This window comes from Paenibacillus sp. FSL K6-2441, assembly GCF_037964765.1.
In the GTDB taxonomy this organism is placed as follows: Bacteria; Bacillota; Bacilli; order Paenibacillales; family Paenibacillaceae; genus Fontibacillus; species Fontibacillus phoenicis.
In genome coordinates, this window is the sequence record NZ_CP150174.1 from 1,347,293 (window position 1) to 1,373,091 (window position 25,799).

Consider the following 25,799-nt stretch of genomic DNA (forward strand, 5'->3'; position numbering starts at 1 on the left):
AAACGAGCTTGAAATCCCCCTTCTGAGCACCATTTGGCGAAAATAAGACCCTAAAATGGCCTTATTTTCCAGAAATAAGGGGTTAAGGCTGAAATAAGGCCAAAAATTACCGCTATTTTGGCGCGACAAAAACACAAAGAAGCCGCTGATCCAACCAATCAGCGGCTTCTTCATATTTTATGCTCTTGACCGTACTTCCTGACGCATGAACAGGACGTAGGACAGGCCAAAGCAGATCATGGTGGCGGCCAGCAAACCGGTCAATTGCGGCCAGATGAGCAATAGGCTTTGGCCCAGTGACAATGGGCTTGCGATCGCCCCGACGAGCTGGTCCATCGTTAGCGGTCCCAAGGCGCGGACGCCGGGGGAGAGCATCGTCGAGATCGTCTCCGAGAACAGCTCTGTCGGGGACAGGCGGTTCAGCGTCAGCACGAGGTTCATCTGCCGCAGCTGCGCCTCCGGCGCCGCCATTTGCGAGACGGCCGTCGCGCTGTCGATCATGTTGATGATCATGCCATAGAAGATCGTAAAGAACAGCCAGATGGCGATGGACGACAGTGCCGACGTTGCTGCCTGCCGGAAGCGGATGGAGAACAGAATCGACAAGCAGAGCCAGAAGCCGATGTAGACCACCGCGATCAGCAGGAAGATGAGGATGCGGGCGAACTCCTCTGGAGTTGGCGGATATCCGATGGTAAACAACCCCAGCCCCATCACCAGCAGCCCCAGCGAAAAGACCACGACCGCAATGATCACCAAAGCAGAAACGAATTTAGCCTTGATGAAGTCATCGCGGTAGATCGGTTGCGACAGCAGGCGGCCCAACGTTCCTTTATTCCGTTCGGAATTGACGGCGTCGAACCCTAACGTGATTCCAATCAGCGGTCCTAACCAGGAGAGGAAGGTAGAAAAAGAGGGAACCGCCAGTGCAGAACTGGTTAAGGTATACATTTTCAGGAACAGGAACGTATCGCCCGCCCCGCCGCTAGCTGAACTGCTGCCCGAACGAATCGCCGAGACAGCGGAATAGATCGAGCCGATGCAGGCCAGTACGATGATGCCCATTAGGATCCCAAAGCGCCAGCTGCTCAAGTGGTCACCAATCTCCTTCTGGACCATCACCCAAAAAGAGGAAGACGAGCGCTCCCGCGGCGGATTCGCTTCTCCGCCGGGACGGAGCTCTGCCCATAGCTTGCGTGCCCGTTCCCGCCACTCATCCAGGCGCAGCTGCTCTTTGAAAGAACGGCTGCCCACGGTTTTGTTTGGCTGCATCATGACTCACCCCTTTTTTCAAAATAGCGATGGTAGATATCGTCAAGTCCGTATTCCTTGCGGCGGATGTACACAAGCTCCGCATCCTTCTGAATCACGGCTTCGGCGATTTGTGCGGTAAGGTCCCGTTCACAAACCACCGTTGCGGTAACGCCCCGCTCGATCTCGTCGTCCCCTTGCTGCGGGTAACGGATGTCACGGACGCCCTGGATGCTGGAAATGTTACGGGCTAGCTCCTCCGTCCAGCCTTTGGCGCCAACCTCTACATAGACGTTGCCGTCCGCATCCAGCTGTTTGGACAGGGTGCGGATGTCGCCGCAGGCAATCAACCGGCCTTGGACGAATAGACCAACCCGGTCGCATATTTGCTGCACTTGATGCAGATGGTGCGAGGACAGCAGCACCGTCAGCTTCTCGTCGCGGCTGAGCGAAGAGATGAGGGCAAGCAGCTCGCGCACCCCTTCGGGGTCGATCCCCAGCGTTGGCTCGTCGAGGATAATGACCTCCGGATTTTTGATGAGCACGTCCGCCAGACCTAACCGCTGCCGCATCCCGCGGGAGAACGCTCCGACCTTCTTGCCGGCGTTGTCCGCAAGTCCGGTTTTCTCCAGCAGGGCTTTGGCGCGTTGCAAAGCTTCTTGCTCCGATACGCCGTTCAGTCTTGCTGTATACACAAGATTATCCAGCGCCGTCCGATCCTCATAGAACCCGACATCATCGGGCAGATAACCCACCTTCCGCTTCACCTTCAGCGCCTCGCGCGTCGGGTCAAAGCCGCAAATCCGCGCCTGTCCCGAGGTTGGCTCGGCCAACCCGAGCATCATCAGGATCGTTGTGGTTTTCCCTGCACCGTTGGGGCCAAGCAAACCAAAGATTTCCCCGCGGGCGATGCTTAAGTTCAGATGATCAACGGCGGTGGCTTCTCCGTATTTCTTCGTCAGCTGCACGAGTTCAATGACCGGACGTTCGCCAGTAGCCGATGGGGTAGGTGTCTTGCCGGTTTCCGTAACCATGGATTATCTTCTCCCATATTTCCGGAACAGGTAATAGATGCCTCCGCAAACGGCCAGTATGATGAGAACCCCCACCCATCCCCATAATACGGACGATTTTACGGTAACCCGCAGATCAGCGTTCGCGCTTTTGTTCGCGGAGGAGGCAGTCAGACTGACGATGTAGTCCCCTGGGAGCGATTTTTTGCTGGATTTAATGGTGGCTTGAACCTGCTTGCTTTCACCCGGCGCGATCGATGTGATCGAGGAAGGCTCGAAGGACACCTCCCAATCCGTCGGAGCGGCCGAGGAGAAGGAGAGATCTTGCAGCTCAGCGGAGCCGGTATTTTGGACCACGAAGGTCAGTTTGCGTTCGGAACCTGCGCCCACGTCTGTGCTCAGCCGGTCATCCACCGTGGAAAACTTCATGTCGTACGTTCCCGTTACGACCGCTTCGATTTTGGCGTTGGCTGTGGTATCGCCGCTCGTTGCCGAAATCGGGATTTCATAGGTGCCGGCTTTGATTTGCTCCGGCGGCTTCACTTCAATCGTAATCGACTTCTCGGTGTTGGGTTCCACTTCAACCGAAGTGACGCTGTTGCCGTCAGCTTTGAAACGAACGTCCCAGCCTTGCTCGGCTTGTGCGTTGAAGGCGTAGGTCTGCTTTTGCGTCGTTCGGTTACGCAGCACCGCGCTATACGTAAACGTGGAGTCCGAATGGCCTTCCATGTTGGCTTGATCCAAGGTCAGCTCGGTTTTGAAGGTCCCTTGCTCGGAGACGTTAACGACCAGCGGCAGCGTTGCATCATCCGCTTTAAGATTGAACACGTACCGGCCTTTGTTAATTTGCAGCGGGACCTCAAGATCGAGGGTGAAGGATTGCGTTTCACCGGCCTTTACCGCCAGCCGCGAAATTTCGCGCCCGCCTGCGGTGAGTTCGTATTTCCAATCCTTGCTTTGCGTCTCCAGCGAGAGATTGGCCGAAGCCGTACTGCTGCCATGGTTGACAAGATCGATCGAATAAGACACAGATTCGCCCGGTGCAGCGGACCATTCCAAATATGGCGTGAAGAGCTCCAACGAGCCCGCCGCCGAGGCTTTGCCGACCCCGGATAAGGCAACGCTTAGGGTCGTGACCAGAATGAGCAGCAAGAACGCCGCTTTTCGATAGGTTTGAAGCATCTCTTGTACCCCCTAAGAAAAATAATGATGTTCATCAAAGGTACGCACGAAACGACGCTTTGGATTTATTCGATTCTAGAAATTTTTTTGGGGTTTTCAAGCGAATTCATTTTTGATAAAACGGGAGGTAAGAAGAGGAGAAATTTTGCGGGAGGGACAAGTATGGACCTGCAAAATGAAGAGATGACCAGGCAGCTGCGTGAGATGTGCAACGGTTCCGTCCGCGCATTTGATACGTTTTATGCCTGTTATTCTCCTTTTGTCATGCAGGTGGCCGGCCGTCTGGTTGGGGAGCGGATGGAGGCCGAGGATATTTGCCATGAGGTGTTTTTGGAGGTGCTGCGGCGGGGGCAAGATTATGACCCGTCGCGCGGGTCAATCAAAGCCTGGCTGGCGGTGATGACCCGCAGCCGCAGTCTGGACCGATTGCGGCGCAAAGCGCGGCTGAAGTATCCGGGCGATGAGGCGCTGCGCCGGGATGCGGTGGACGAAGACAGCTCCGGCGAGAATCAAGTCTTGTCCCGGTTGGAACGGGAAGCGCTCCGCACAGCGATCTACGCGCTGCCGGAGACGCAGAAGAAGGCGATTATGGGCTCTTATTTCGCCTTGCAAACCCAACGCGAAATGGCGGAAGCTTGGAGCGTTCCGATTGGCACCGTAAAGTCTTGGGTACGTTACGGGCTGAACAATTTGCGCAAGCAACTGGAGAAGCAAGGTTGGGGAGAACCGCTGGAAGGAGGGAACGAGCATGAACGGGCAAGACAGCGATAAGGTTCGCAACATCGGCGGGCCGGGCAACGAGAACGTCTGCATTCGGATGTACACTGAGCAGGAGTGGATTGATTGGTTGCTGGGAACGCTGGAGGAACCGCGGCACTCTGAAATGGCGTTGCACCTGGATAGCTGCACGGTCTGCCTGGAGCAGAAAACGTATTGGGAGAGCGTCCTGGGGATCGACGGCGAGGACGGTTCATTGCCGGGGCAGCTGAAGAAAACGGAGCAACCGGGGACGAAGGTGCAGCCAGAGCAAATGGAGCTGCCGGAACTGCCGGGGAGACCGGCTGTTGGCAACCGGGAGCTTACTCCAAACCTGGCGGCTGCCCCAGGACCGTCGCAGCCTCAACTGCATCAGCAGGCCGTTTCTCCTTCCGCGCAGCGCTTGGACCCGTGGGCGGGCGCTACCCCTTCCGAGCGGATACGGCGCAGCCTGCGGAGTCGGGTAAGATGGATCAGCTGGCGACGCCGAGCGTTACGGCTGTTCACCGTTCGTTGGAAGTGGACGGTGTCGCTGGCGGCCGCGCTGATCGTACTGGTCGGCATGGGGGTTGTCATCGATCACCTGAACCAGCCCGAAGCCAGCTGGGACCGCTATGTGCAAACCTACGAGCCTGAAGCGCTGCCGGTCCTGTCGAAGCCGGACACGATCTCTTATCCAATCGCCATGGGCCGCATGGAGCCGGAGAACGGCATGGTGTGGTACAATGCAGGTACCCGAGAGGTGCTGATGCTGGTCGGCGGGCTCGTTCCGGATAAAGGGCAGATGGTCCGCGTATGGATCGTGAAGGAAGGGGCGCGCGACAGCTTAGGGTTGCTGCAATACCACAACAACCGGGCGCATCTCTACGTCAAGGACAAGACGCTGAGTTATGGAGACAGCCTAGAGCTGACGATTGAACCCGCTTATGGCGCGCCGGAGATGAACGGGTTTTCTAATTCGATCTCGTTGGATTTGTTGGGGCGGTAGTGCCAAGCAAAGCGAGATTTGGGAGGTTTCCTAAATCTCGCTTTTTTACGCGAGAGTTGCAGGATATGGCGAGCGGGGCACGACTCGTAAAACTAAGGCGAGCGGCTCGGCAGGAGGGAGACATTTCGATATGGATCGGCTTGAGTTTATCGGCACCGGGGATGCGATGGGCGTTCCTAGAGTGTATTGTGATTGCGAGGTGTGCGGGGAAGCGCGCAGCTCCGGTGTGAACCGGAGGTATCGCGCTCTGGTGGCGGTGGAAGGTGAAGAGGGCGGCTTCCTAATCGATTGCGGACCGGATTGGCGGTCCGGGATGGAGCGGCGAGGGCAGCGTTTTGCGGAGCAAATTCTGATCACGCACGCCCATTTCGACCATATTGGCGGACTGCCCGAATGGGCCGATGCCTGCCGCTGGCTGGGTAGACGGGGACAATTGTATGCGCCGCAGGAGGTGTTGGACACGATCCTTCGCCAGTTCCCTTGGCTGGGCAGCCATTTAGATCTGCATGCCGTTGGCGCGGAGGGCACTCGCCTAGCCCGGTGGCAGATTTCCGCGTGGAAGGTCTTCCACGGCAAAAACGGCTTTTCGTACGCCTATCGATTAGAGAAAGATGGCTTCACCTGGGCTTACTGCTCGGATTCCATCGCCTTGCCAGAGGATCAAAAGCAGCCGTTGTTTGGCCTTGATCTGCTGGTGCTAGGCACAAGCTTTTATCACGAAACCGCCGAATTTACGACCCGGTCGGTGTATGACGTGAAGGAGGCACTGGAGTTGTTGAACGAGATTCGGCCGACGCGGACGGTATTCACGCATCTGTCGCATGACATCGATCTGCGACGCGATTATGGACTGCCAGAGGGAGTGTAGTTTGCAGTGACGGGAATGCAAATGTCGCTGCAGAAGGGGAAGTAAAGGCTAAGGGGCTCCGAGGGGATTTCCAAAGGATTTTCAAGGAGATGTCCGAGGGATTTACGAGCAGATGTACAGCTGTGTTCCAACGGATGCACCGGCGGATGTACGGCTTCGTTTCCCAGCGAATGTCCTAGCGGATGTCTGAACTTCGTTGCCAACCGTTGTCCAAGCAGATGTCTGAGCTCCGTTTCCAGCGGGCATGATAATGTATGCGAAAATTCGAATACATTTCACCCACGTGGGGTCATTTTGACCAAATGTATATGAAATTTCATGCTTAATCACCCCATTTTGACGCAAATGCCCTGAATCTATATGAAAAACCGAATAGATTTCGAGTTTTGGGCGTTTAACAGCAAATTATATTCGAAATTTCAGCTATATTTTAAAAAAAAACTAACTGGAAGGATCCAGTTAGTTTTTTGCATTCAGCACAAACTTCTCGATGACATGCTTCACGCCGTCTTCATTGTTGCTTAACGTGACATAGTCGGCGATTTCCTTCAGCGCTGGGATGGCATTACCCATCGCCACACCTAGGCCGGCGGCTTCGAGCATCTCATGGTCGTTCCAGGAGTCGCCGATAGCGATCGTTTCTGATAAGTCGCAACCAAAATGGGCGGCCAGGAAGCGCAGAGCATGGCCCTTGGTGCCTTCCTCATGCATGATTTCCAGGAAGTTCGGCTTCGACTTGGTGATATGAACGCCGTCCCCGAGCAGCTCGCGCAGCTCCGGCGCGATTTGGTCCAGGTAATCGGGTTCGTCGATGATCAGCATTTTTGGCGTTGGCTGGGCGACCAGCTTGGCAAAATCCGGCTCCACATAATATTGCGTCCGGTTCAGCTTGGTGTAGTCGATCAGCTTCTGGTTCTCCTCGCGGGCGTACAGCTTATCGTCAATGTACGTTTGCAGGTGCAGGTTGCGCTCGATGCAGTATTCGAACAGCTTGCGCGCTGCTTCCATGGGGACGTAACGCTCGTAGAGCACCTTTTCGTCCATCAGGTTTTTGACCAGTGCGCCTTGGTACGTAATAATCGGTACGTTAAGTCCCGTTTGACGGGCGATCGCTTGAGCAGATGCGTAAGCGCGGCCGGTAGCCAGCGTGACGACGACGCCCTTGGCCACCGCTTGCTCCAACGCCTGCTGTGTTGCAGGGGTGACCTCTTTGTCATCATTAATTAAAGTATCATCAATATCGATGGCAATCAGTTTATACATGGTTTCTCTCCTTTAAGGAAGATCTCTCTATCCAACCGATTCGGGGGATTCAGATTCAACTCCACCCGATTTTAATTCCGCGAGCAGCATGCCTCCCAGAATACATAGACAGCCAAGCCCAGTGGCCCAGCCTAATTGCTCGCCGCCAAAAAGCACGCCGGTCGCTGCAGCAAAAACCGGTTCCATGGCGAAGATGACCGCGACCCGGGAAGGACTGGTGAATTTCTGGCATACTGTCTGGATCCAAAACGCAAATGCACTGGTGGGCCCGATGGAAACGAGCAGCGCAAGCCATACTTCCGGCTGCATCAGTTGACCGGCTGTTTCGCTCCAGGAAGCGGTGCGCTCGAACAGCAGCGAACCCGCCGCACTGAGGACGCCCACGACCGCCATCTGCAGCGAAGCTAAGGGCAAGGCCGGATAACGGGGGGCAAATACGCCGGTATAGGCGACGTGCAGACCGAAACCAACCGCGCACAAAAACACGAGCGCATCCCCCAGGTTCAAGACGAGGCCGGAACTGCCGGCGAACGCCAGCAGGTAAAGCCCGGCGGCAGCCAGAATTGCGCTAATCCAGGTGAAACGCGAAATTTGATGTTTTAACAGCCAAAAGGACAAAAAAGGCACGATAACAACAGACAATCCGGTAATAAAACCGGCGTTTGAGGTTGAGGTATACAGCAAGCCAACCGTTTGAAACGTATAGCCTAAAAACAGGAATAACCCTAGCAGCGCAGCATGCCCCATCATGCGCCAGGACAATTGCTTCCATTCTTGCCGGTAGAACACGCTAATGATCAAAGCGAGCAGCAGCGCTGCCCCGATAAAACGGATGCCGTTAAAAGCCAGGGGCGGGAGCACCCGGACCGCATGCTGAACGATCAGAAAGGTGCAGCCCCACATGAACGCCACGAACAACAGCGCCAAATCCGCCAGGCGCGTGCGGTTCGCGGCAGGCTTATTCATAAAAGTAGAAGCCGGATGCTCGTCAATCTTCAAGGAAAATCAGCCCGATGAATTCGTCCAGCTCAATGTTGCCGAAATAGTGCTTCACGTCAACGCCGGCGAGCGCATCCCGTACAGCCGAATCCTCATATTTTACGCCTCTCAGCTTGTCCTCGATATCGGCTACGTCGCCGACACCAAAGAAATCGCCGTAAATCTTAATGTTCTGAATATGTCCGTCCTTGATGTTCATGCGCAGATCGATAATGCCGACGGGGAATTTTTTCGCGTGCTTCACATTGCTCTCCGGCGACAAACCATAGTTCCAATCCCAGTTCTTGTAGCGTTGCTCGGAAATTTCATGGATTTTTGCCCAATCCGCTTCCGTCAGCTTATATTGAGGTACTTCGTGCGGTTCCATGCCAAAAATATGCCGCAGCAGCTCAGCGCGGAACTCCTCGATCGTCATTTTGCGATCCAGGAAGTCGATGATGTTGGCCACCCGGCTGCGCACGGATTTGGTGCTCTTCGATTTGAATTTTTCCGGATTGGCGTTCAGCGCGGCCTGTACGTTGTCGAGGTTCAGATTAAACATCAGCGTACCGTGGCTAAACATGCGGCCCCGCGTAGCAAATTGGGCGTTGCCCGAAATCTTCTTCTCCCCAACCTGAAGATCGTTGCGTCCGGTCATCTCCGCATTCACGCCAAGGGATTTGAGCGCAGCGACCACCGGCTCGGTAAACTTGCGGAAGTTATGGAACGACTCGCCGTCATCCTTGGTGATGAAGCTGAAGTTCAGGTTCCCCAGGTCGTGGTACACCGCACCGCCGCCGGAAAGCCGACGGACGACTTGCACGCCGTTCTCCTTAACGTATTCCTGATTGATCTCCTCGATGGTGTTCTGATGCTTGCCGATAATGATGGAAGGTGCGTTGATATAAAACAGCAAATAGCTGTCGTCCTCCAGCGGCAAATGTCTTAAGGCATATTCTTCGATGGCCAAATTGACGGACGCATCGGTAATGCCTTCGTTATCGATAAACAGCATGGTTCTCCATCCTCCTATTTTGCGGCCGGCCGCCTGATTCTCAGGCCCCGGGATGTAGTCATACACGCATACGATTTTATTGTAAACCAATTGGTGTCGAAACCAAAGGGGGAGCAGCGTTTTTTGCCGGAAAAGAACGCAAAGTTCTTCCTTGTTGACGGAAAAAGACGGGACACCGATAATGGGGACACCTGAACTTTTTGGAAAGAAAAGAGGAATCGCTCGATGGAGTTAGAGATTTTTGGCCACGGCGGCGATCTGGTGACGGCTTCGGCCCGGTACGGCGTGGCGGCAGGGGAATGGACGGATTTTAGCGCGAACATCAATCCGCTGGGGCCACCTCCTGGACTGCTGGATGCGCTGCGCGAGGCGTTGCCCGGCATCGTGCGGTATCCGGATCCCGGGCACCGCGGGCTGGTCAAGCAGTTGGCTGAGCACCTTCAAGTCGAGGAGGAAATGCTGGTCATTGGCAACGGGGCGGCGGAAAATATGGCACTGGCGCTGCTGGGACTTACTCCGGAGAAGGTTGGGGTGGTGGAGCCTTGCTTTTCCGAATACCGTACGCTTTCGGAGCAGTTTGGTGCCCAGGTGCAGTTGGTATTTGGAACGGAAGCGCGGGCGTTTAAGGCCGCGCCGGAGGAGGTGGAGGGCCTGATTCGAGAGACGGATTTGGCGTTTATCGGTCAGCCCAACAATCCCAATGGAGTGCAATACAGCTTGGACGAACTGCGGCGGTTTGCGGCGGCCGGAGAGCGGTACGGCACGTATGTGGTTGTCGACGAAGCGTTTATCGACTTTATTCCGGAACCGAAACGCCGCACGTTGCTGCCGGAGCTTCGGGATTATCCGCATCTCATCTTGATCCGGTCGATGACGAAGTTTTATGCGATTCCGGGCCTCAGGCTCGGTTACGCGATCACGCATCCGGAGACGGCCCAGCGCATGCGGGACAAGCAGGTGACCTGGAGCGTCAACTCGTTGGCACTGCTGGCGGGGGAGTATTGCTTGAGGGCGGATGCTTCGTATGAGCAGGCGACAATCGAGTTGGTGAAGCGACAGCGTGACCTTCTGATGGGTGAGCTGACGCGTCTCGGGTGTCAAACCTGGCCGGGCGAAGCGAACTTCCTGCTCGTACGGCTGCCGGAGCCGTGGACGGCCGAAACGATGCAAACGGCGCTTGGGCGGCGCGGGGTGCTGGTGCGCAGCTGCGCGATGTATCCGGGGCTGACGGAGCGGGATATCCGGCTGGCGGTGAAGGATGAGCCGGCCTGCAGCAAGCTGCTGCGGGAGCTGGAAGCAATCATGCGCGGCTAAAGGACGGGTAAGCGTTCGATGTTGTGCTATTGAACTTAGGTGTATTAAAAGTTGTTGTTGGTGGACTTTCATGTTGGGAGGAAGGGAAGGATGACGATGGGAATGCCTTTTATGGCGGCCCGTCCGGGCGAAGTGTATGAATCCAAGGTATGGCCCGGCTTAAAGCTGGAATATGGGGAGCGGCATTTGCTGCTGGAGGCGCCGGAGGAGATGGACGGACTGAGCAGCGCAGTCTATGGCGGTGGATCTGGCCGGCTGCGCCGGATGGTCAACATCTACGTAGACCGCCAATACCGCTGCGACGATCCGGCGCGGGACATTGCGGAGTTGCTGGAGCAATGGGGATACCCGGCCGAGGGGACAGCGGGGCTGCTGACGGCGGTCCCGATGCGCTACGCCGCGGTGGCAGAGGAACGCGGCGAGGATTTCGCCGTCTTCTGCTGCGCGACGGCGGGGGCGTCGAACGCCGCGCGGGCGGGCGTTCGGCGGACGACGTTCCCGGCCTCATGGACGCCGGGAACGATTAATGTGCTGCTGGCCGTGGATGGGCGGCTGACGCCGGCGGCGATGGTCAACGCCGTAATGACGGCGACGGAGGCCAAGACGGCCGCGCTGGGCGATCTCGGCGTGCAAGACGCCGAGAACGGGCTTGCGGCCACCGGCACCACGACCGACGCGGTCGCGCTTGGCGTGAGTCAGCGGGCCGACTGGCCGCTGCTGCACGCTTACGCGGGCACCGCGACGGACCTGGGCGGCACGGTGGGCCGCCTGGTGTACGCCGCCGTAGGCGAGTCGCTGCGCGCTGCGGCCGCAGGCGCGGGGGCGCGCCGATGATGGCGGCGTGGTGGGTGGTGCCGGTCGCGTATGCGCTCGACCGGCTGCTCGGCGATCCGCGCTGGCTCCCCCACCCGGTGGTGGGGATGGGCAAGGCGATCGCCGCGCTTGAGGCGGCCATCCGCCGCCTCGTCCCGCCCCGCCGCTACCGCGCGGCGGGGGTGCTGCTGCCGCTGGTCGTAGCCGGCGGCAGCTTTGCCCTGACCTGGGCGCTGCTGCGCCTGCTCGCCCAGGTCAGCCCATGGCTGGCGGCCGCGGTGGAGGCCGCCCTCATCTGGACGACGATCGCCGCCAAAGGCTTGCGGGAAGCGGGCATGGACGTGGCCGGCCACCTGCTGCGCGGTGACCTGCCCGCCGCCCGCCGTGCGCTTGGCATGATCGTCGGACGCGACACGGCGCACCTGGATGCGCCGGAGATCACGCGCGGCGCCGTCGAGACCGTCGCCGAGAACATCGTCGACGCGGTGGTGTCGCCGCTCGTTTTTGCGCTGCTGGGCGGTGCCCCGCTGGCGATGGCGTACCGGGCGGTCAACACCCTCGATTCGATGGTCGGCTACAAGAACGACAAATACATCGATCTCGGCTGGGCCTCCGCCCGGCTGGACGACATCGCCAATTTCATCCCCGCCCGGCTGACGGCGCTATTGCTGTTCGCCGCGGCCTGGGCTTTGCGGCTGGATGCCCGCGGCGCGCGGCGAGCGGTACGCCGCGATGCCCCCAAGCATCCGAGCCCGAACAGCGGCTACCCGGAGGCCGCGGTGGCCGGGGCGCTGGGCGTGCGGCTCGGCGGAGAAAATTCCTACCACGGCGTCGTATCGTTCCGCGCTTATATGGGGGAGAAAACCCGCGAGCTGGTGCCCGAGGACGTAGCCAGCACGGCCCGCTTGATGTTCTGGGCCGCCAATGCCACGGTGATCCTGGGAACGGGGATCTGGATTGCGGTCACCGGGAATTGGGGTTGGATATAGTCGGAATCGTTGGCACGCAGGGGAGGTGGAAAGAGGATGAATGTGGAATGGTGGCTGGTTCGCCACGGCCTTACAGCATGGAACACGGAACGCCGATATCAAGGCCACAGCGATCCCCCGTTGCTGCCGGGAGAAGCGTCGGGTTTAACCGAACTGCGCCGGGAACTGGAAGGGGTAAACTTTGCAGCGGTGTATGCCAGCGATTTGCGGCGCTGTTTGGAAACGTTGGCTTGGGCCCGTCCCGATCTACTGGACAAGGTGCACATCGACCCCCGGCTGCGGGAAATGAACTTTGGCCAGTGGGAAGGCCAAACCTATGAGATGCTCAAGGATGACGAGAGGTACCGAGCCTGGATCGATGACCCGCAGGCGATAACGCCGCCCGGCGGCGAATCGTGGCAGGCTTTTCAATCGCGCGTATCGGAGGTATGCCGGGATCTGCTGGAGCGTTCTGGAGCTGTGAAGGGGACGGTCTCGGGCCCCCTAAGCCGGGCCAGCGACCAACCCGCGGAGCCTCTTTCGCTAGGGCTGGCGCCGCAACCCTCAGCATCAGCGCAAGAACCTTTGCGCCTGCTGATCGTCACCCACGGCGGCGTTATGTCGTTGCTTTGTTCGCTGCTGCAGCCCGGCCTGGGGTTTTGGGATACCCATGTTGGGCCGGGCGGGATTCAACGTTTGTATTTTCAAGGGCAAGAAGAATCAGAAGGGGGGAAAGGAAGTTGAAGCTAAGTCTGCTGGATTTCGTTCCAAGGCTTCCGGGCTATTCGGCGGAGGAGGCGCTCGAACAGGCGATCCGTTTGGCCCGGGAGGCGGAAGCGCTGGGCTATCACCGCTACTGGACGTCGGAGCATCACGGGATGGAAGGACTGGCCAGCGCGGCCCCTGAGGTACTGCTGTCCGCCATTGGAGCGGCGACCCGCCGGATTCGTCTTGGGTCTGGCGCTGTATTGCTACCGCATTACAGTCCGCTGAAGGTTGCGGAAAGCTTCCGGCTGCTGTCGGCCCTGTATCCGGGGCGTGTCGACCTCGGCATCGGGAGAGCTCCCGGCGGTGAGGCGCACGTGACGATGGCTTTAAGCGGCAATTTTCTGGAACGGGTCGGCCGCTATCCGCAGCTGGCCAAGGATCTGGCTGACTTGCTAGCGGATAATTACCGCTACGACGATCATCCGGTGATCGCCCGGCCGATTCCGCGGCTTCCGCTGGAGTTGTGGATGCTGGGCACCAATGTCAAGAGCGCAGGGTACGCAGCCGAGCTCGGAACGGGGTACGTTTTTGGCCAGTTTATGAGCGACAGTAACGGAGCAGAGATCCTGCGGTCGTACCGTGAAGCCTTCCGCCCCTCCGTTCACCTGGCCAAGCCGTCGACGATCCTGGCGGTGGGTCTCATCTGCGCGGAGACCGAAGCGCATGCAAAGACACTGGCGGCGAAGACGACGGAAGGGTTCCGCGATCGCGGCGGGGCGCCTTTTCAATGGTTTGCCGGGACAGCCTTGCAAGCCCGCGAGTATTTGCAGGACCTGCAAAACCAGTGCAGGAACGACGAGTTCCTGATCGTATCCCCCATCCCCGATTACGAGGAGCGGCTTCATTCCTATCGGCTACTGGCTGAGTTAGGTATATAATCCCGAGAAGCGGTCGCCCAACCCACTCCAAGCCGATCCAACATAACGATATACAAGTTCCCCTTGGCAACCAAGATATAGGCTAGGGGGCTTTTCTTTTCCTGGGGAAGGAAACAGGGGAACATCTACACACCTAAAAAAAACCTACCGGATATCCAAAGTCCACGCCTTGTTGAAAGCGCTTAAAGGCATAATAATGGGTTTATCCTAAATACAGGGGGTATGATCCAATGGTCAATCAGAAGCTATGGAAGAGAACTTCCGCAATCGCTTTAACCGCCGTATTGGCGCTGAGCCTGTCGGCATGTGGAGGCGGTGGTGCGAAGAATAATGCGGCGGCGAATGAGCCTGCCGGAAACGGGGGGAAGAGCGGGAGCGGAGAGAAGATCACCATCACGTTCCAGAACATCTATCCAGACCCGGCTACTCCGTCCTATAAAACGATCCATGCACTGGTGGAAGAGTATGAAGCAGCACATCCCAATATCCACATCGAGCTCGACACGCTGAATACCGACCAGCAAAAAATCAAGCTCAAAACGCAAGCGGCATCCAAAGAGGTTCCGGACATCACGATCGTGAACCCGGCCGCGCAAATGAAACCGTTCGTGGACGCCGGCCTGCTGGCACCGCTGAACGACATGCTGGACCAAAACGGGCTGAAAGACACGTACCAAGAGGGTCTGCTTGATTATTACAGCTTCGACGGCAACGTTTATGCGCTGCCAGACGGGAACAACATCGAGGTCGTTTACTATAACAAGGAACTGTTCGAGCAAGCCGGCATCACGAAAGTACCGGAAACGTTCGACGAATTCCTGGCTGACGTGAAAATTTTCAAAGAAAAAGGCATCACGCCGCTGGCGATCGGGGAGAAAGATTCTTGGACCGGTTCGTTCCTGTTCATGAACATCCTGCTTCGCACCAACGGCGGCCCAGGCTTCCTGCAAGACGTCATGGACGGCAAGAAAACGTTCGAAGATCCGGCCTTCATCGAAGCCGTTGACAAGTTCCAAGAGCTGGTGCAAGCCGGTGCATTCCCGGACGGCGCAACCTCCATTGACGCTACGGCAGGCGGCAACATCTTCAAATCCGGCCAAGCCGCCATGTGGGTGATCGGTTCCTGGGAAACCGGGGCCATCGACGCTTCGTCCGTTGCAGGCAAAGTTGGTGCGTTCCCGTTCCCGACGGTGGGCGGCAAAGGGGATCCCAACGAGTTCATGCTGGCGCCGGGCAGCGCGTTTGCGGTATCGGCGAATAGCGAGCACTTGCAAGAAACGAAGGACTTCCTGAACTTCTTTACGCTGAACTTCCCGAAGAAGCAATTTGAGAACAAAAACGCTGTCGGCCTTGGCCAAAAAGTTGACGGCGACCTGAAAGCGGCCGGTTACTCCGACTTGGCCATCGAAGTCGCCGAATTGTTCAACAAGGTGAAGGGCGGCGACCTGGCGTTCGACAATACGATGAACCCGGCAACGGCGCAAGTCCACCTCAGCAGCATCCAGAACCTGTTCGTGCAGAAAGTGGATTCCGCTCAAGTGGCCAAAGAGCATCAAACCGCCTATGAAGCCAACAAGCAGTAATTCCATTAGCCAATAACCATACCTGATCTTCTAAAAAAAGTTACCTTTCCATCGATGCGAAGTAGCCCTTGTAAGCATTCGTGCTAGAGCGCTTCTTCGCATCGCATTTCTATTGGGGGGCGGAGAGATGAAAGTACTGAAGGTGCCCGCACGCACAATAGCCGTCTTCGTATTGCCTTGTCTGTTGTTGTATGTGTGCTTGGTGTTTGTTCCGATACTCGTATCGTTTGGGACCAGCCTGCTCAACTGGGACGGGATCACCACCCCGAAGTTCACGGGACTGTCCAATTTCCGAGATATGTTCTGGAACGATCCGGTCTTCTGGCCGTCGGTCCGGAGAACGCTGCTTTATGCGGTAGCCTCCATGCTGGAGATTCCGCTTTGCTTGTTTTTTGCGATTTTGCTTAGCCGTTATTTGAAAAAGGGGAACACGCTGGCGTCGATCTATTTTACGCCGGTCATTTTATCGGTTGTGATCATCGGACAACTCTGGAAAACGATCTATAACCCGACCTCGATGGGCGGCATGCTGAACGGCGTGCTTATCGCCCTGGGTCTGGACAGCTGGACGCATAACTGGCTGACCGAGCCGAAAATCGCGATGTACAGTCTGTATTTCGTGTCGCTGTGGCAGTATTTCGGCTATCATTTGTTGATTCAATATACCGGGGTGCAGAACATTCCGGACGAGATTTATGAAGCTGCAAAAATCGACGGGGCAGAAGGGTTCAAAGCAGACCGCTACATCACAATGCCGCTGATCGTCCCGATCTTTAAAATATCGATCGTCCTGGCGTTTATCGGCTCGTTGCAAGCGTTCGACCTCGTCATGGTGATGACCGCAGGCGGACCGGCGCATGCCACCGACGTCATCTCCACGCATATGTACAACAGCTCGTTCCTGTCCTTGAAATACGGGTACGGCAGCGCGATTGCCACGTTCCTGGTTCTGTTGTGCCTCACATGCACGGCGATCATCAACTCCATCTTCAACAAGCTTGAGCGCAAATACAGCTAGCAAAGGAGGCGAGGTTCATGCGAAAAATCAAAAAAGGAATCGTATACCTGCTGTTTGCGATTCCGGTGGTTACCCAGCTGTACCCGCTGTTGTGGCTGCTGCTGTATTCTTTGAAGACGAATGAGGAGATCATGGGCGGAAGCTTCTTCGCCTTGCCGAAAGAACTGCAGTGGCACAACTACAAAGACGCTTACGAGTCCGGGAGCTATTTGAAATATTTATCGAACAGCGTGATCGTTACCGGCATCACGATGATCTGCGTCATCCTGCTCAGCTCGATGGTGGCGTATGCCATTTCGCGGTTCCGCTGGCGGTATGGGAACATGGTCATGACCATCTTTTTGATGGGGATGATGATTCCGATGCAGGCTACGCTGCTGCCGTTGATGGTGATTTTTAAAAATGTCGATATTCTAAATACGCATCTGTCGCTGATTTTGCCGTATATCGCTTTTTCCACCCCGATCTCCGTCTTTATCCTCAGCGGGTTTATGAAGAGCATCCCGGCGGAAATCGAGGAATCGGCGTTTATCGACGGAGCGAGCATTTATCGGATTTTCCGCAGCATTATTTTGCCGGTGTCCGTCCCGCCAATGATGACGGTTTGTATTTTAACCTTTATCACGATTTGGAACGAATACATCTTGGCCGCCACGTTCATTTCGTCGGAGAGACTGAAGACGCTGCCGTTTGGGGTATATACATTCGTCAGCCAATATTCTGTAAACTACGGAGCCATCGGCGCTTTCCTTGTGATGGGGGCGCTACCGGTCATTTTGATCTATTTCTTCCTGTCGAACCAAATTACGAAAGGAATGGTAGCCGGAGCAGTAAAAGGGTAAAGATTGCGCTTGCAAAATAAGGACGCCATCTTATAATGAAGGAGCAGCAGGACACGGGGTTGGGAGGGAGAAAACAGTTGCGAAACAGCTTTCATTCCATAAACCATCGGTTGTTTTTGCTGTTTCTTTTTTGTATGTCGGGCATTTTGCTGATCGTCAGCGTGCTCTACTACAGCCGGACGACTGAGCAATATCACGAGAAAATTAGTGACCTATCGCAGAAAAACGTAGCTCAAACCGTCGGGCTGTTTAGCCTGCTTTATGAAGGGTACGACAGCTTGTCGAAGTCGATCACCAACAATTTTGAAATGATCCGCCTGCTGAACGAAAAAACCGACGAGCCGGCGGTTGCCTATATTAACGAACAATCGATTACGAACATTATCGGGGCGATCTTTTACTCGCGTGATGATTTGGTGGGCATTCACGTTATCACCAACCGGGGGAAGATCTACAATTACGGCAACTCGATGAATGTGCTGGATCCGTCCTATCCCCAGGAAGACTGGTACCGCCAGCTCCGCGATTCGTCCGGGAAATTGGTATGGTTAGGCGTCTATTCCCACTCGCTGATCGATTTAGCCGAGGACAGCCCGGTGTTTGCCTTTGGCCGGCAAATTTTTGATTTGAACGAGCACAAACCGATTGGCGTCGTGCTTTACGAGGTGAACCCGGGGCCGGTGCTGGATGCTTTGGATAATCTCAAGCTGGGCGAGCATAGCGAGGTCTATCTCGTCAATCAGCAAGGCCAAGTTGTCTCCTCGTTGACCGAACCGGCACCGATGCTGGACGACCTCCCGAAGCTGGATGCAGCCCGCAACTTGGTTGTAGAGCAGGAGGGTTCGGGGATCACGGTGGCGTCCCGCCTGCCTTTTTCCGACTGGTCGGTGGTCAGCGTGACTCCCCGGCAGGATTTGAATGTAGAGTTATTGGAAACGAAGCGGTATTTGCTGATCGTCATTTCGATCCTGATCATCGTCTCCGCCGTCGTCGCCAGCATTGTGTCGCGGACAATTGCCAATCCGCTGAAGAAGCTGATCCGCGAGATGCGACAGGTGGAAATAGGGAACTTCCGCGGGATGGTGAACGTCTCCTCCTACCAGGAGATTAATATTCTGGTCGCCTCGTTTAACCGGATGGTCAGCCGGATCGAGGAGCTGATTGAGCGGGTGAAGATCTCCTCGGTCAGTGAGAAGAACGCCGAGCTGCATGCGCTGCAGTCGCAGGTGAATCCGCATTTTTTGTATAACACGCTGGATATGATTTATTGGATGCTGGATGAGAAGGAGAACGACCGGTTAGGCGAGCTCGTCTTATCGCTGTCATCGATGTTCCGCTACAGCAGCGAGTGGAAGGACGGAGCGAAGGTTACGCTGCGCGAAGAGCTGGAGCAGATCAACCATTATTTGACGATTATCTTGATTCGGCTGGAGGGCCGGCTTCGGGTGGAGAAATCGATCGATGAACGGTGGCTGGACATTCGTCTGCCGAAAATGACCGTTCAGCCGATTATCGAAAACGCGGTGAAATACGGGCTGGAATCGCTCAAACGCCAAGGTGTGCTTAAGTTATATACCCAAGAGGTTGGAGATGTGCTGAAAATCGTGGTGGAGGATAACGGCAACGGGATGACGGCCGAGCGGCTAGCTTGGTTGAAGCAGTCGATCAACTGCCCGATCCCGAAGGTATCCGGCACGGGCAGCAGCGGCATTGGGCTGCAAAATCTGCACCGCCGCCTTCAACATATGTTCGGCGAACGTTATGGTCTGGAGATCGAAAGCATTCCTGATCAAGGAACCAAGGTGGCCGTCGTGCTGCCGCTTCCGATGGAGGGGGAGGTTGCCACATGAATATTTTGATTGCCGATGACGAACGGGCGATTCGCGAGGGCATTAAGCGAACGATTAAGCGGATTTATCCGGAGTACGGGGTGGAACTGGCCGAAGGGGCTGAGGAAGCGGCGAAGCTGATGGGTGAGAAGCGATTCGACATCGTGCTGACCGATATTTTGATGCCGGGAATGAACGGCCTGGAATTCATGCGTATTTTCAAACGCAGATTTCCCCGGGTGAAGTGGGTGGTCATCTCCGCGCACAGCGAATTCGCCTACGCCCAGGAGGCGGTGCGGCTGGGAGCTCGCGATTATCTGCTGAAGCCGATCGGGAAGACGCGCCTGCAGGAAATTATCAGTACCCTGGCCACGGAGGTCCGCGAGGAAAGCGAGCTGACGAAGGAAGAGGAGCTCTTAAAAGCCAATCTGAAATATTTGCGCGAGGGCGTATTTCAGCGATTAGCCTCGGGTCTGGATATCGGGAACTTGGATTTGACGCCGTTTATGGAGGACTATCAAAGCTTTTATTTGATGATGGTTCAGATGGATGCCGGGGACAAAAACGTAAGGCTGGAGCATTTTATCGTTGAAAACGTGTTGTCCGAGCTGATCGAGTGCCATGGCCGGGGGTTTGTTGTCAGCTATGACCGCCAAAGCCTGCTGGGACTGATCACGCCGCGGGAGCCGGAGCGAATCGAACGGTTTCAGGAGGAAGTGAAGGCGCATTTGAAGCACTATTTGAAGGTGCCTTTTCAAATCGTGCATTCAGGCTTAAACAACGATTTCAAGTCGGTGCCGCAGGTGGTCATGCGCATGAAACAGGCTTCCGATTCGCCGGTTGCCTTGCTGGATCCGCCGAAGGGCAGCGGGGAGAAAGCGATCGAAGTTGCCCTCCAATATATCAAGGAGCACTACAATGAGGAGCTTTCTTTGGAAAAGGTCGCTTCCGTCGTCTTCCTGAACCCGGCGTATTTCAGCCAGCTGTTTAAGCAGAAGGTGGGACTCGGCTACAAGGAATACGTAACCTCGCTCCGTCTGGAGCAAGCGAAGCAGCTGCTGCTGAACCCGAAGCTGAAGATCGCGGAGATTGCGGAATACCTCGGGTATCAGGACATCCGCCATTTCGCGCAGATGTTCCGCAAGAAGTATCAAGTCACGCCGAATGAATACCGGCAGCAGCAGAATATTAACATCTTGCTGGCCAGCAGCGGCAAGCGGAGTAAGTAGGGAAGAGCGTTCTGTTCTGGTGTACAATGGGAGAATGAACGAATAGACGAGAGAGGATGCCGCAAGATTGCACCCAAGATATAGGATGGTATGGATTGTTCAAAGAGGAATGTGACGTGTTGTGTTACATTCCTCTTTTTTATTTACAAAATTCCGTCGATTATTTGCACCCAACTTCGGAATGCCTAAATTTTTCCTTTCTATACCTTTAGTCCTATTCTATAATGTTAGCAAAATTTACATATCAGGGGTGGGAGTATGAATCGGAACGAAAGGTTGGGAAGAATCGCTGCTTGGCTTAGTGTCGGCTTCACGGCGGTCCTGGCTGTTTGTGCGTTATGGGCAAAGACGCCATGGTATATCCCCTGCCTTGTGCTATTTACTTTGCTCAGCTTGGGGTCTTCGTTGTTCTTTGGAACCGGCCTGCGGGCAGCACTGGGAGGCGGGGCGCTGGCGGGCAAGCGTTCTCCTTCGGGGACAGGTGAATCCCAGCGGGAGGAAACCGATTGGACGGCAGTATTCAATGAGTCGCTAGTGGCGGCGGATCGACTGCAGGCGGCGGTTGGCGAAGTGAGCGAGAGCCTCGAGCAGCTGCAACGATTAGCCGATACTGCAGCGGCCGAGGATCTGAAGCTCAAGCAAAGCAGCGAACGTTCGCTGGAACAGGTGCAGGAGAGCCTGGCGGCAATGGAAGAGGTGGCGGCCTCGGCCTCCCAAATCCATGACGCAGCGGGGCATTTGCTTACCCGCAGCGAAAACACTCGAGCCGAGGCCATGCGTATGGCGGGAGCGCTCGAAACCGTAGACGGCACCATTCGTTCTTTGGCGCAATCCCAAGAGTCGATCGTGGGGCCGATGGAGGATCTGGAGGGGAACACCCGGAAGCTGGGCGCATTGTATCGGAGCTTGGAGGAGATCGCGGCAGAGGTCGCGTTGCTTGCGCTGAATGCGTCGATCGAGGCGGCTCGTTTGGGCGAGCAGGGGAAAGGTTTCGATGTCGTCGCCGTGCGCATGCGCCAGTTGGCGGATCAAAGCACCAGGGCGATCAACTCCTCCGCCCCGTTGTTCCAGCAAATCTCGGCGGATGTCGAGCGTGTGAAGTCCACGCTGATAGAGGGACGTGACTCGGCCCTGGAAGGAATTTCGCTGATGAAGCGAATGGGGGAGGACATCCGGTTCATTGCGGATGAAGTGGCAGAGGTGAACGGGCTGGTTGCCGAGGCGGGACAGCGAAGCCGGGAACAAGCCGAGCTGACGCGGAATATGGAGGCGATGCTAAGCGAGGTGCATGAGGCTCTCAATCGGAGCATCACCCATGTGGAGGGAGCGCTGGCTCGGATGGAATCGGAGCGAGAGCATATTTCCAAGCTGCAGACGGTGGTCGTGGGCTTGGATCGGGCCCAGGGCGAACTGATGGTATCATTGAACTCCGTCCATTCCGGGGCGGATCCGGCTGCCGGTGGCGAAGACGCGGTGGCCCTTGGTCAAGCCTATGCCCGGAAGCTGCTGGAGGCAGCCGAACAGCCAGGTTTCCGCATGCTGGAGCCGGCTAGTCACCGGGCTGCACTGGAGCAGCTGTTAGCCGCAGAGCCTGGTCTAGAAGCGGCCTGGTCGAACCGCAAGGACGGCTCTTTTATCGTATCCATTCCGGAAGCCGGCTTGCTTAACGCCAAAGGACGGGACTGGTTCCGCCAGGCGATTGCCGGAGAGACGGTCGTCTCCGAAGTGTATATCTCCGCGATCACCAAGCGGCGTTGCATGACGCTGGCCGTGCCGATTGTCCGGGAAGGTGAAGTCATTGGTGTCCTGGGAGCCGATTTGTCTTTAGAACGGGGCTAATCAAAGGAATAACGGATTAGTTATTGTCAGTCCTCCGCTTTTCCCCTATAATCCAATAGAGAAGAAAGCCTTAAGACAAGCGTACAATTTGTGCCCGTAGGTCCTGGAGCAACGGTGAAGCATACCGTACCGCTTCGGGTTAAAAGGGAAGCCGGTGCAAATCCGGCACGGTCCCGCCACTGTAAACAGGGACGAGCTCATGATGCCACTGTCGCCCGCGAAGGGAGATGGGAAGGCGAGTTTTCGTCGAGACCTGGAAGTCAGGAGACCTGCCACGGGAATTCAAGACGGTCCTTCGAGGAAAGGATAACGTTCTGCCAAGAGCATCATGGCTTGGCGCTGCCATCGTGGAGTCTCTCCGCTTTGCGCGCGCACAGCATGACTTTGTAGACGTAACCCCATCCGCTAGGATTGGGGTTTTTTCTTTGTGCCGGTAGAGGGTTAGCCGGACTTCTTCGCCGCCGGCTGCACAACGTACCGCTGGAACACAAGGCGTTTCTTTATTTACTGAAAAATAAAGCAAGGGGAGATCTGGAGATGAAAAACTGGAGAAGACTAGGAAGCCTGTGGCTGCTGGCGTTGCTGCTGGTGCTTGCGGCCTGCGGTAACAATAACGCCGTCACCCCGGGGACAGGGAACACAGCGGACGCTGCACAACCGACGCAAAACGCTGGAACGAACGCGGCGGCGGACAATTCGGCGGCACAAGAGACGACTTACCCTTATACCGTCACTGATTCTACCGGTAAAGAGTTTACGTTTGAAGCCGCGCCGGAACGTATCGTCTCGCTGGCGCCTTCGGAGACGGAAACGCTGTTTGCACTGGGACTGGACGAGCAGGTCGCTGGCGTATCCGACCTGGATGATTATCCTGAAGCGGTGAAGGACAAACCGCGGATGGGCGGGTTCCAGGTGAATGTCGAGGCAATCGTGGCGGCGCAGCCGGACCTAATTCTTGCGGCGAGCCTGATCGATGAAGCAACGGTCAAAAACTTGACGGATATGGGATATAAAGTGTTCCAGTCCAATCCGAAGACGATCAACGAAGTAATGGAGCATATTCGGACGATCGGCGAAATTACCAACCATCAGGCTGAAGCTGCTGAAGTGGTCGGCAAGATGAAGGAAGAGGTCCAAACGGTAACTGATGCGGTAGCTTCGCTAAGTGAAGACCAGAAGAAGAAGGTCTACATCGAGTTTTCTCCGGGATGGACGGTTGGCAAAGGCGAATTCATGGATGAGATGATCACGTTAGCTGGCGGCATCAACGTTGCTTCCGATGTCAAGGGATGGTCCGAGATCAATGAGGAACAAATTATCCAAGCGAACCCGGACGTCATTTTATACGCGAAAAGCGTTGTTGACGAAAATAACAAGACGTTAGCGGACATCATCAAAGGCCGTTCAGGCTGGGACCAAATTACGGCCGTGAAGGAGAACCGCATTATCGCTCTGGACGATAACCTGCTGAGCCGTACGGGCCCTCGCGTCACGCAAGGGCTGATTGAAGTGGCCAAGGCGGTTCACCCGGATTTGATCCAGCCATGAAGCGCGGCAAATTCGCCGGATACGGAGTCATCGGGCTCTTGCTCCTGGTTGTGACGCTGCTGCTCTGCATCGGCATCGGCTCCGTTTATGTGCCTGCTGGAGAAATCGCGGCGATCTTGCTGCACAGGCTCCCGGGGTTAGACCGCCTGATCACGCCGGATTGGACGACGGCAGCCGAGCAAATCGTCGTCCAGGTCCGGTTGCCTCGCGTGCTGCTCGGGATGCTGGTCGGCGCTTCGCTCGCCGTAGCGGGCGCCGGCTTCCAAGGGGTGCTGCGCAACCCGCTGGCGGATCCGTTTACACTGGGCGTATCGTCAGGTTCGGCAATCGGTGCGGCGGTGCTGATCTTTTTCGGATGGCAGTTTTCCCTGTTTGGGATCTTTACGCTTCCGATGGTTGCGTTCCTGGCGGGGGCGGTTACGTTATGGATCGTGATTTGGCTGGCTAGAGAGAACGGACGGCTGCCGATTGAAAGTCTGGTTTTGTCCGGCGTCGTGATGCAATCGTTCCTAGGGGCTGTTGTCTCCTTTTTAACGGCAATGTCGAAGAAAACCATTAATGAAATTTACTATTGGACGATGGGCAGTTTAAGCTTGCGCGGATGGTCGTATACGGCCATCCTTTTGCCGTATTTGCTGCTGGGAGCCTTATTCCTTTGGAGCCGGGCTAAACATTTGAACCTGCTGACTTTAGGTGAACGTCAAGCCTCCCATTCCGGGATGGCCGTAGAACGAACCAAACTAGCTGTGTTGCTCGTTGCTACACTGATGACGGCGGCTGCGGTATCCGTGTCAGGGGTAATCGGATTCGTAGGCCTGGTCGTTCCGCATATGATCCGTCTGATCACCGGCCCGGATTATCGGCTGATCATTCCTTTGTCGGCGCTGGGCGGCGGGATATTTATGATGTGGAGCGACTTGGCGGCTCGCTCGCTGCTGGCTCCAACGGAGGTCCCGCTGGGCATCGTCACCGCCTTTGTGGGGGCGCCTTTCTTTGGGTATCTGTTGTATCGGAAGAAGAAACAGAGGGAGGAGGAGCTGCGTTGATCAAGGTGTCTGGGGTTGCCAAGGCGTTTGGCCGGCTGGAGGTGCTTCACGGTGTGGACTGGCAGGTTGGCTCCGGTGAGTTTTGGGGCTTGATTGGACCCAACGGCAGCGGCAAAACAACCTTGCTCAACTTGATCTCCGGCGTGGAGAAGCCGGATGCCGGCGAGATTGCGTTGAGCGGACGACCGCTTTCGTCGTATTCGCGCAAGGAGCTGTCGCGCAAGGTCGCCGTCCTTCAGCAGGACGGGCTTCCGGCTGTGGCTTTTACGGTGCGTGAAGTGGTGGAAATGGGGCGGTTCGCCCATCAGGATTGGCGCGGCAAGGAGATCGGCGGGGCGAAGGCAGGCGAACGCCTCATTGATGGAATTATGGAACGTCTCGACCTGAAGGAGCTGGAGCATCGTCCGCTGAGTGCGCTTAGCGGGGGGCAACGCCAGCGGGTAGCACTTGGGAAGGTGATGGCTCAGCAGCCCGAGCTGGTGCTGCTCGATGAACCAACAACCTATTTGGATTTGCGTTACCAGATGCAATTTATGGAGCTGGTGGCCGAATGGCAGCGCGATGCCGGACTTACCGTCGTTTCAGTGATGCATGATTTGAATTTGGCTGCCTTGTTTTGCAGCCATCTCTTAGTGATGAGCGGCGGGCAAATTGTGGCGCAAGGCGCGCCGGACGGCATTTTGTCACCGGAGCTGGTTGAAACCGTATTTGGAGTTCAGGCCCACCAAGTGGTTCATCCGGATTCGGACGTTCCGCAGCTATTGCTGCGCCGGGCAAGTTTAGGTTAAGGGTACGAGTCAGTAATACAGA

The 25,799-nt window shown here is 56.3% G+C and carries 23 protein-coding genes and 1 riboswitch; of the genes, 17 read left to right on the forward strand and 6 right to left on the reverse strand.

From position 1 onward, the window contains the following. Positions 1 to 177: 177 nt before the first annotated feature. The 3 genes from NSQ80_RS05770 to NSQ80_RS05780 are packed head-to-tail and all read right to left on the reverse strand — an operon-like array spanning position 178 to position 3,446. Positions 178 to 1,275 carry an ABC transporter permease gene (locus NSQ80_RS05770; protein WP_009226036.1) on the reverse strand — a complete coding sequence of 366 codons (1,098 nt, stop codon included), beginning with the start codon at positions 1,273 to 1,275 and terminating at the stop codon, positions 178 to 180. Then, positions 1,272 to 2,285 carry an ABC transporter ATP-binding protein gene (locus tag NSQ80_RS05775; RefSeq protein WP_009226037.1) on the reverse strand — a complete coding sequence of 338 codons (1,014 nt, stop codon included), beginning with the start codon at positions 2,283 to 2,285 and terminating at the stop codon, positions 1,272 to 1,274. Before NSQ80_RS05775 ends, NSQ80_RS05770 begins: the two co-directional genes overlap by 4 nt. Before the next feature lie 3 nt (positions 2,286 to 2,288). Next, positions 2,289 to 3,446, reverse strand: coding sequence for an NEW3 domain-containing protein (locus NSQ80_RS05780; protein WP_009226038.1), 1,158 nt, complete (start codon positions 3,444 to 3,446; stop codon positions 2,289 to 2,291). A gap of 162 nt (positions 3,447 to 3,608) precedes the next feature. Between NSQ80_RS05780 and NSQ80_RS05785 the strand changes: the two genes are divergently transcribed. From NSQ80_RS05785 to NSQ80_RS05795, 3 genes are all read left to right on the forward strand, one after another. Beyond that, positions 3,609 to 4,217: a sigma-70 family RNA polymerase sigma factor gene (locus NSQ80_RS05785; RefSeq protein ID WP_339301742.1), complete on the forward strand. Its 609-nt coding sequence runs from the start codon at positions 3,609 to 3,611 to the stop codon at positions 4,215 to 4,217. Further along, the gene (locus tag NSQ80_RS05790; RefSeq protein WP_339301744.1) at positions 4,195 to 5,190 is read left to right on the forward strand and encodes an anti-sigma factor; all 996 of its coding nucleotides are present in this window, start codon (positions 4,195 to 4,197) and stop codon (positions 5,188 to 5,190) included. Before NSQ80_RS05785 ends, NSQ80_RS05790 begins: the two co-directional genes overlap by 23 nt. Before the next feature lie 130 nt (positions 5,191 to 5,320). Further along, positions 5,321 to 6,058, forward strand: coding sequence for an MBL fold metallo-hydrolase (locus NSQ80_RS05795; protein ID WP_339301746.1), 738 nt, complete (start codon positions 5,321 to 5,323; stop codon positions 6,056 to 6,058). Positions 6,059 to 6,517: 459 nt separating this feature from the next. On the opposite strand, the gene NSQ80_RS05800 is transcribed toward NSQ80_RS05795, so the two are convergent. Genes NSQ80_RS05800 through NSQ80_RS05810 form a run of 3 tightly spaced genes read right to left on the reverse strand, consistent with a single transcriptional unit; the run spans position 6,518 to position 9,314 of the window. Then, on the reverse strand, positions 6,518 to 7,321 hold the full coding sequence (locus NSQ80_RS05800) for a Cof-type HAD-IIB family hydrolase (protein ID WP_009226042.1): 804 nt from the start codon (positions 7,319 to 7,321) through the stop codon (positions 6,518 to 6,520). Positions 7,322 to 7,348: 27 nt separating this feature from the next. Next, positions 7,349 to 8,320: a DMT family transporter gene (locus NSQ80_RS05805; RefSeq protein WP_323076037.1), complete on the reverse strand. Its 972-nt coding sequence runs from the start codon at positions 8,318 to 8,320 to the stop codon at positions 7,349 to 7,351. Continuing rightward, entirely contained in the window at positions 8,310 to 9,314 is a 1,005-nt protein-coding gene (locus tag NSQ80_RS05810) for a lipoate--protein ligase (RefSeq protein ID WP_009226044.1), read from the reverse strand. The genes NSQ80_RS05805 and NSQ80_RS05810 overlap by 11 nt, the downstream gene beginning before the upstream one ends. Before the next feature lie 225 nt (positions 9,315 to 9,539). On the opposite strand from NSQ80_RS05810, the gene NSQ80_RS05815 reads away from it, so the two are divergent. From NSQ80_RS05815 to NSQ80_RS05880, 14 genes are all read left to right on the forward strand, one after another. After that, on the forward strand, positions 9,540 to 10,628 hold the full coding sequence (locus tag NSQ80_RS05815) for a threonine-phosphate decarboxylase (protein ID WP_009226045.1): 1,089 nt from the start codon (positions 9,540 to 9,542) through the stop codon (positions 10,626 to 10,628). A gap of 90 nt (positions 10,629 to 10,718) precedes the next feature. Then, on the forward strand, positions 10,719 to 11,462 hold the full coding sequence (locus NSQ80_RS05820; protein WP_339301750.1) for an adenosylcobinamide amidohydrolase: 744 nt from the start codon (positions 10,719 to 10,721) through the stop codon (positions 11,460 to 11,462). Further along, on the forward strand, positions 11,462 to 12,430 hold the full coding sequence (cbiB, locus tag NSQ80_RS05825; protein ID WP_323079038.1) for an adenosylcobinamide-phosphate synthase CbiB: 969 nt from the start codon (positions 11,462 to 11,464) through the stop codon (positions 12,428 to 12,430). Before NSQ80_RS05820 ends, cbiB begins: the two co-directional genes overlap by 1 nt. Positions 12,431 to 12,466: 36 nt before the next feature. Then, complete coding sequence (locus NSQ80_RS05830) at positions 12,467 to 13,153, forward strand: histidine phosphatase family protein (RefSeq protein WP_009226048.1); 687 nt, start codon at positions 12,467 to 12,469, stop codon at positions 13,151 to 13,153. Further along, on the forward strand, positions 13,150 to 14,055 hold the full coding sequence (locus tag NSQ80_RS05835; RefSeq protein WP_157273485.1) for an MsnO8 family LLM class oxidoreductase: 906 nt from the start codon (positions 13,150 to 13,152) through the stop codon (positions 14,053 to 14,055). The genes NSQ80_RS05830 and NSQ80_RS05835 overlap by 4 nt, the downstream gene beginning before the upstream one ends. Positions 14,056 to 14,285: 230 nt before the next feature. Beyond that, positions 14,286 to 15,638, forward strand: a complete 1,353-nt coding sequence (locus NSQ80_RS05840) for an extracellular solute-binding protein (protein ID WP_260069843.1) — start codon at positions 14,286 to 14,288, stop codon at positions 15,636 to 15,638. Between the two features lie 127 nt (positions 15,639 to 15,765). Further along, positions 15,766 to 16,656: a sugar ABC transporter permease gene (locus tag NSQ80_RS05845; protein WP_016313056.1), complete on the forward strand. Its 891-nt coding sequence runs from the start codon at positions 15,766 to 15,768 to the stop codon at positions 16,654 to 16,656. A 17-nt stretch (positions 16,657 to 16,673) separates the two neighbouring features. Further along, on the forward strand, positions 16,674 to 17,498 hold the full coding sequence (locus NSQ80_RS05850) for a carbohydrate ABC transporter permease (RefSeq protein WP_009226052.1): 825 nt from the start codon (positions 16,674 to 16,676) through the stop codon (positions 17,496 to 17,498). Positions 17,499 to 17,575: 77 nt separating this feature from the next. After that, entirely contained in the window at positions 17,576 to 19,348 is a 1,773-nt protein-coding gene (locus NSQ80_RS05855) for a sensor histidine kinase (RefSeq protein WP_009226053.1), read from the forward strand. Continuing rightward, positions 19,345 to 20,556, forward strand: a complete 1,212-nt coding sequence (locus NSQ80_RS05860) for a response regulator (protein WP_339301756.1) — start codon at positions 19,345 to 19,347, stop codon at positions 20,554 to 20,556. Before NSQ80_RS05855 ends, NSQ80_RS05860 begins: the two co-directional genes overlap by 4 nt. A 258-nt stretch (positions 20,557 to 20,814) precedes the next feature. Beyond that, on the forward strand, positions 20,815 to 22,395 hold the full coding sequence (locus tag NSQ80_RS05865) for a methyl-accepting chemotaxis protein (protein ID WP_127576432.1): 1,581 nt from the start codon (positions 20,815 to 20,817) through the stop codon (positions 22,393 to 22,395). Between the two features lie 81 nt (positions 22,396 to 22,476). Further along, positions 22,477 to 22,687, forward strand: a riboswitch (cobalamin riboswitch). A gap of 245 nt (positions 22,688 to 22,932) precedes the next feature. Beyond that, positions 22,933 to 23,943, forward strand: coding sequence for an ABC transporter substrate-binding protein (locus tag NSQ80_RS05870; RefSeq protein ID WP_028538550.1), 1,011 nt, complete (start codon positions 22,933 to 22,935; stop codon positions 23,941 to 23,943). Continuing rightward, positions 23,940 to 24,989, forward strand: a complete 1,050-nt coding sequence (locus NSQ80_RS05875; protein WP_028538549.1) for an iron ABC transporter permease — start codon at positions 23,940 to 23,942, stop codon at positions 24,987 to 24,989. Before NSQ80_RS05870 ends, NSQ80_RS05875 begins: the two co-directional genes overlap by 4 nt. Beyond that, positions 24,986 to 25,777, forward strand: coding sequence for an ABC transporter ATP-binding protein (locus NSQ80_RS05880; protein ID WP_036645964.1), 792 nt, complete (start codon positions 24,986 to 24,988; stop codon positions 25,775 to 25,777). The genes NSQ80_RS05875 and NSQ80_RS05880 overlap by 4 nt, the downstream gene beginning before the upstream one ends. Positions 25,778 to 25,799 lie beyond the last annotated feature (22 nt).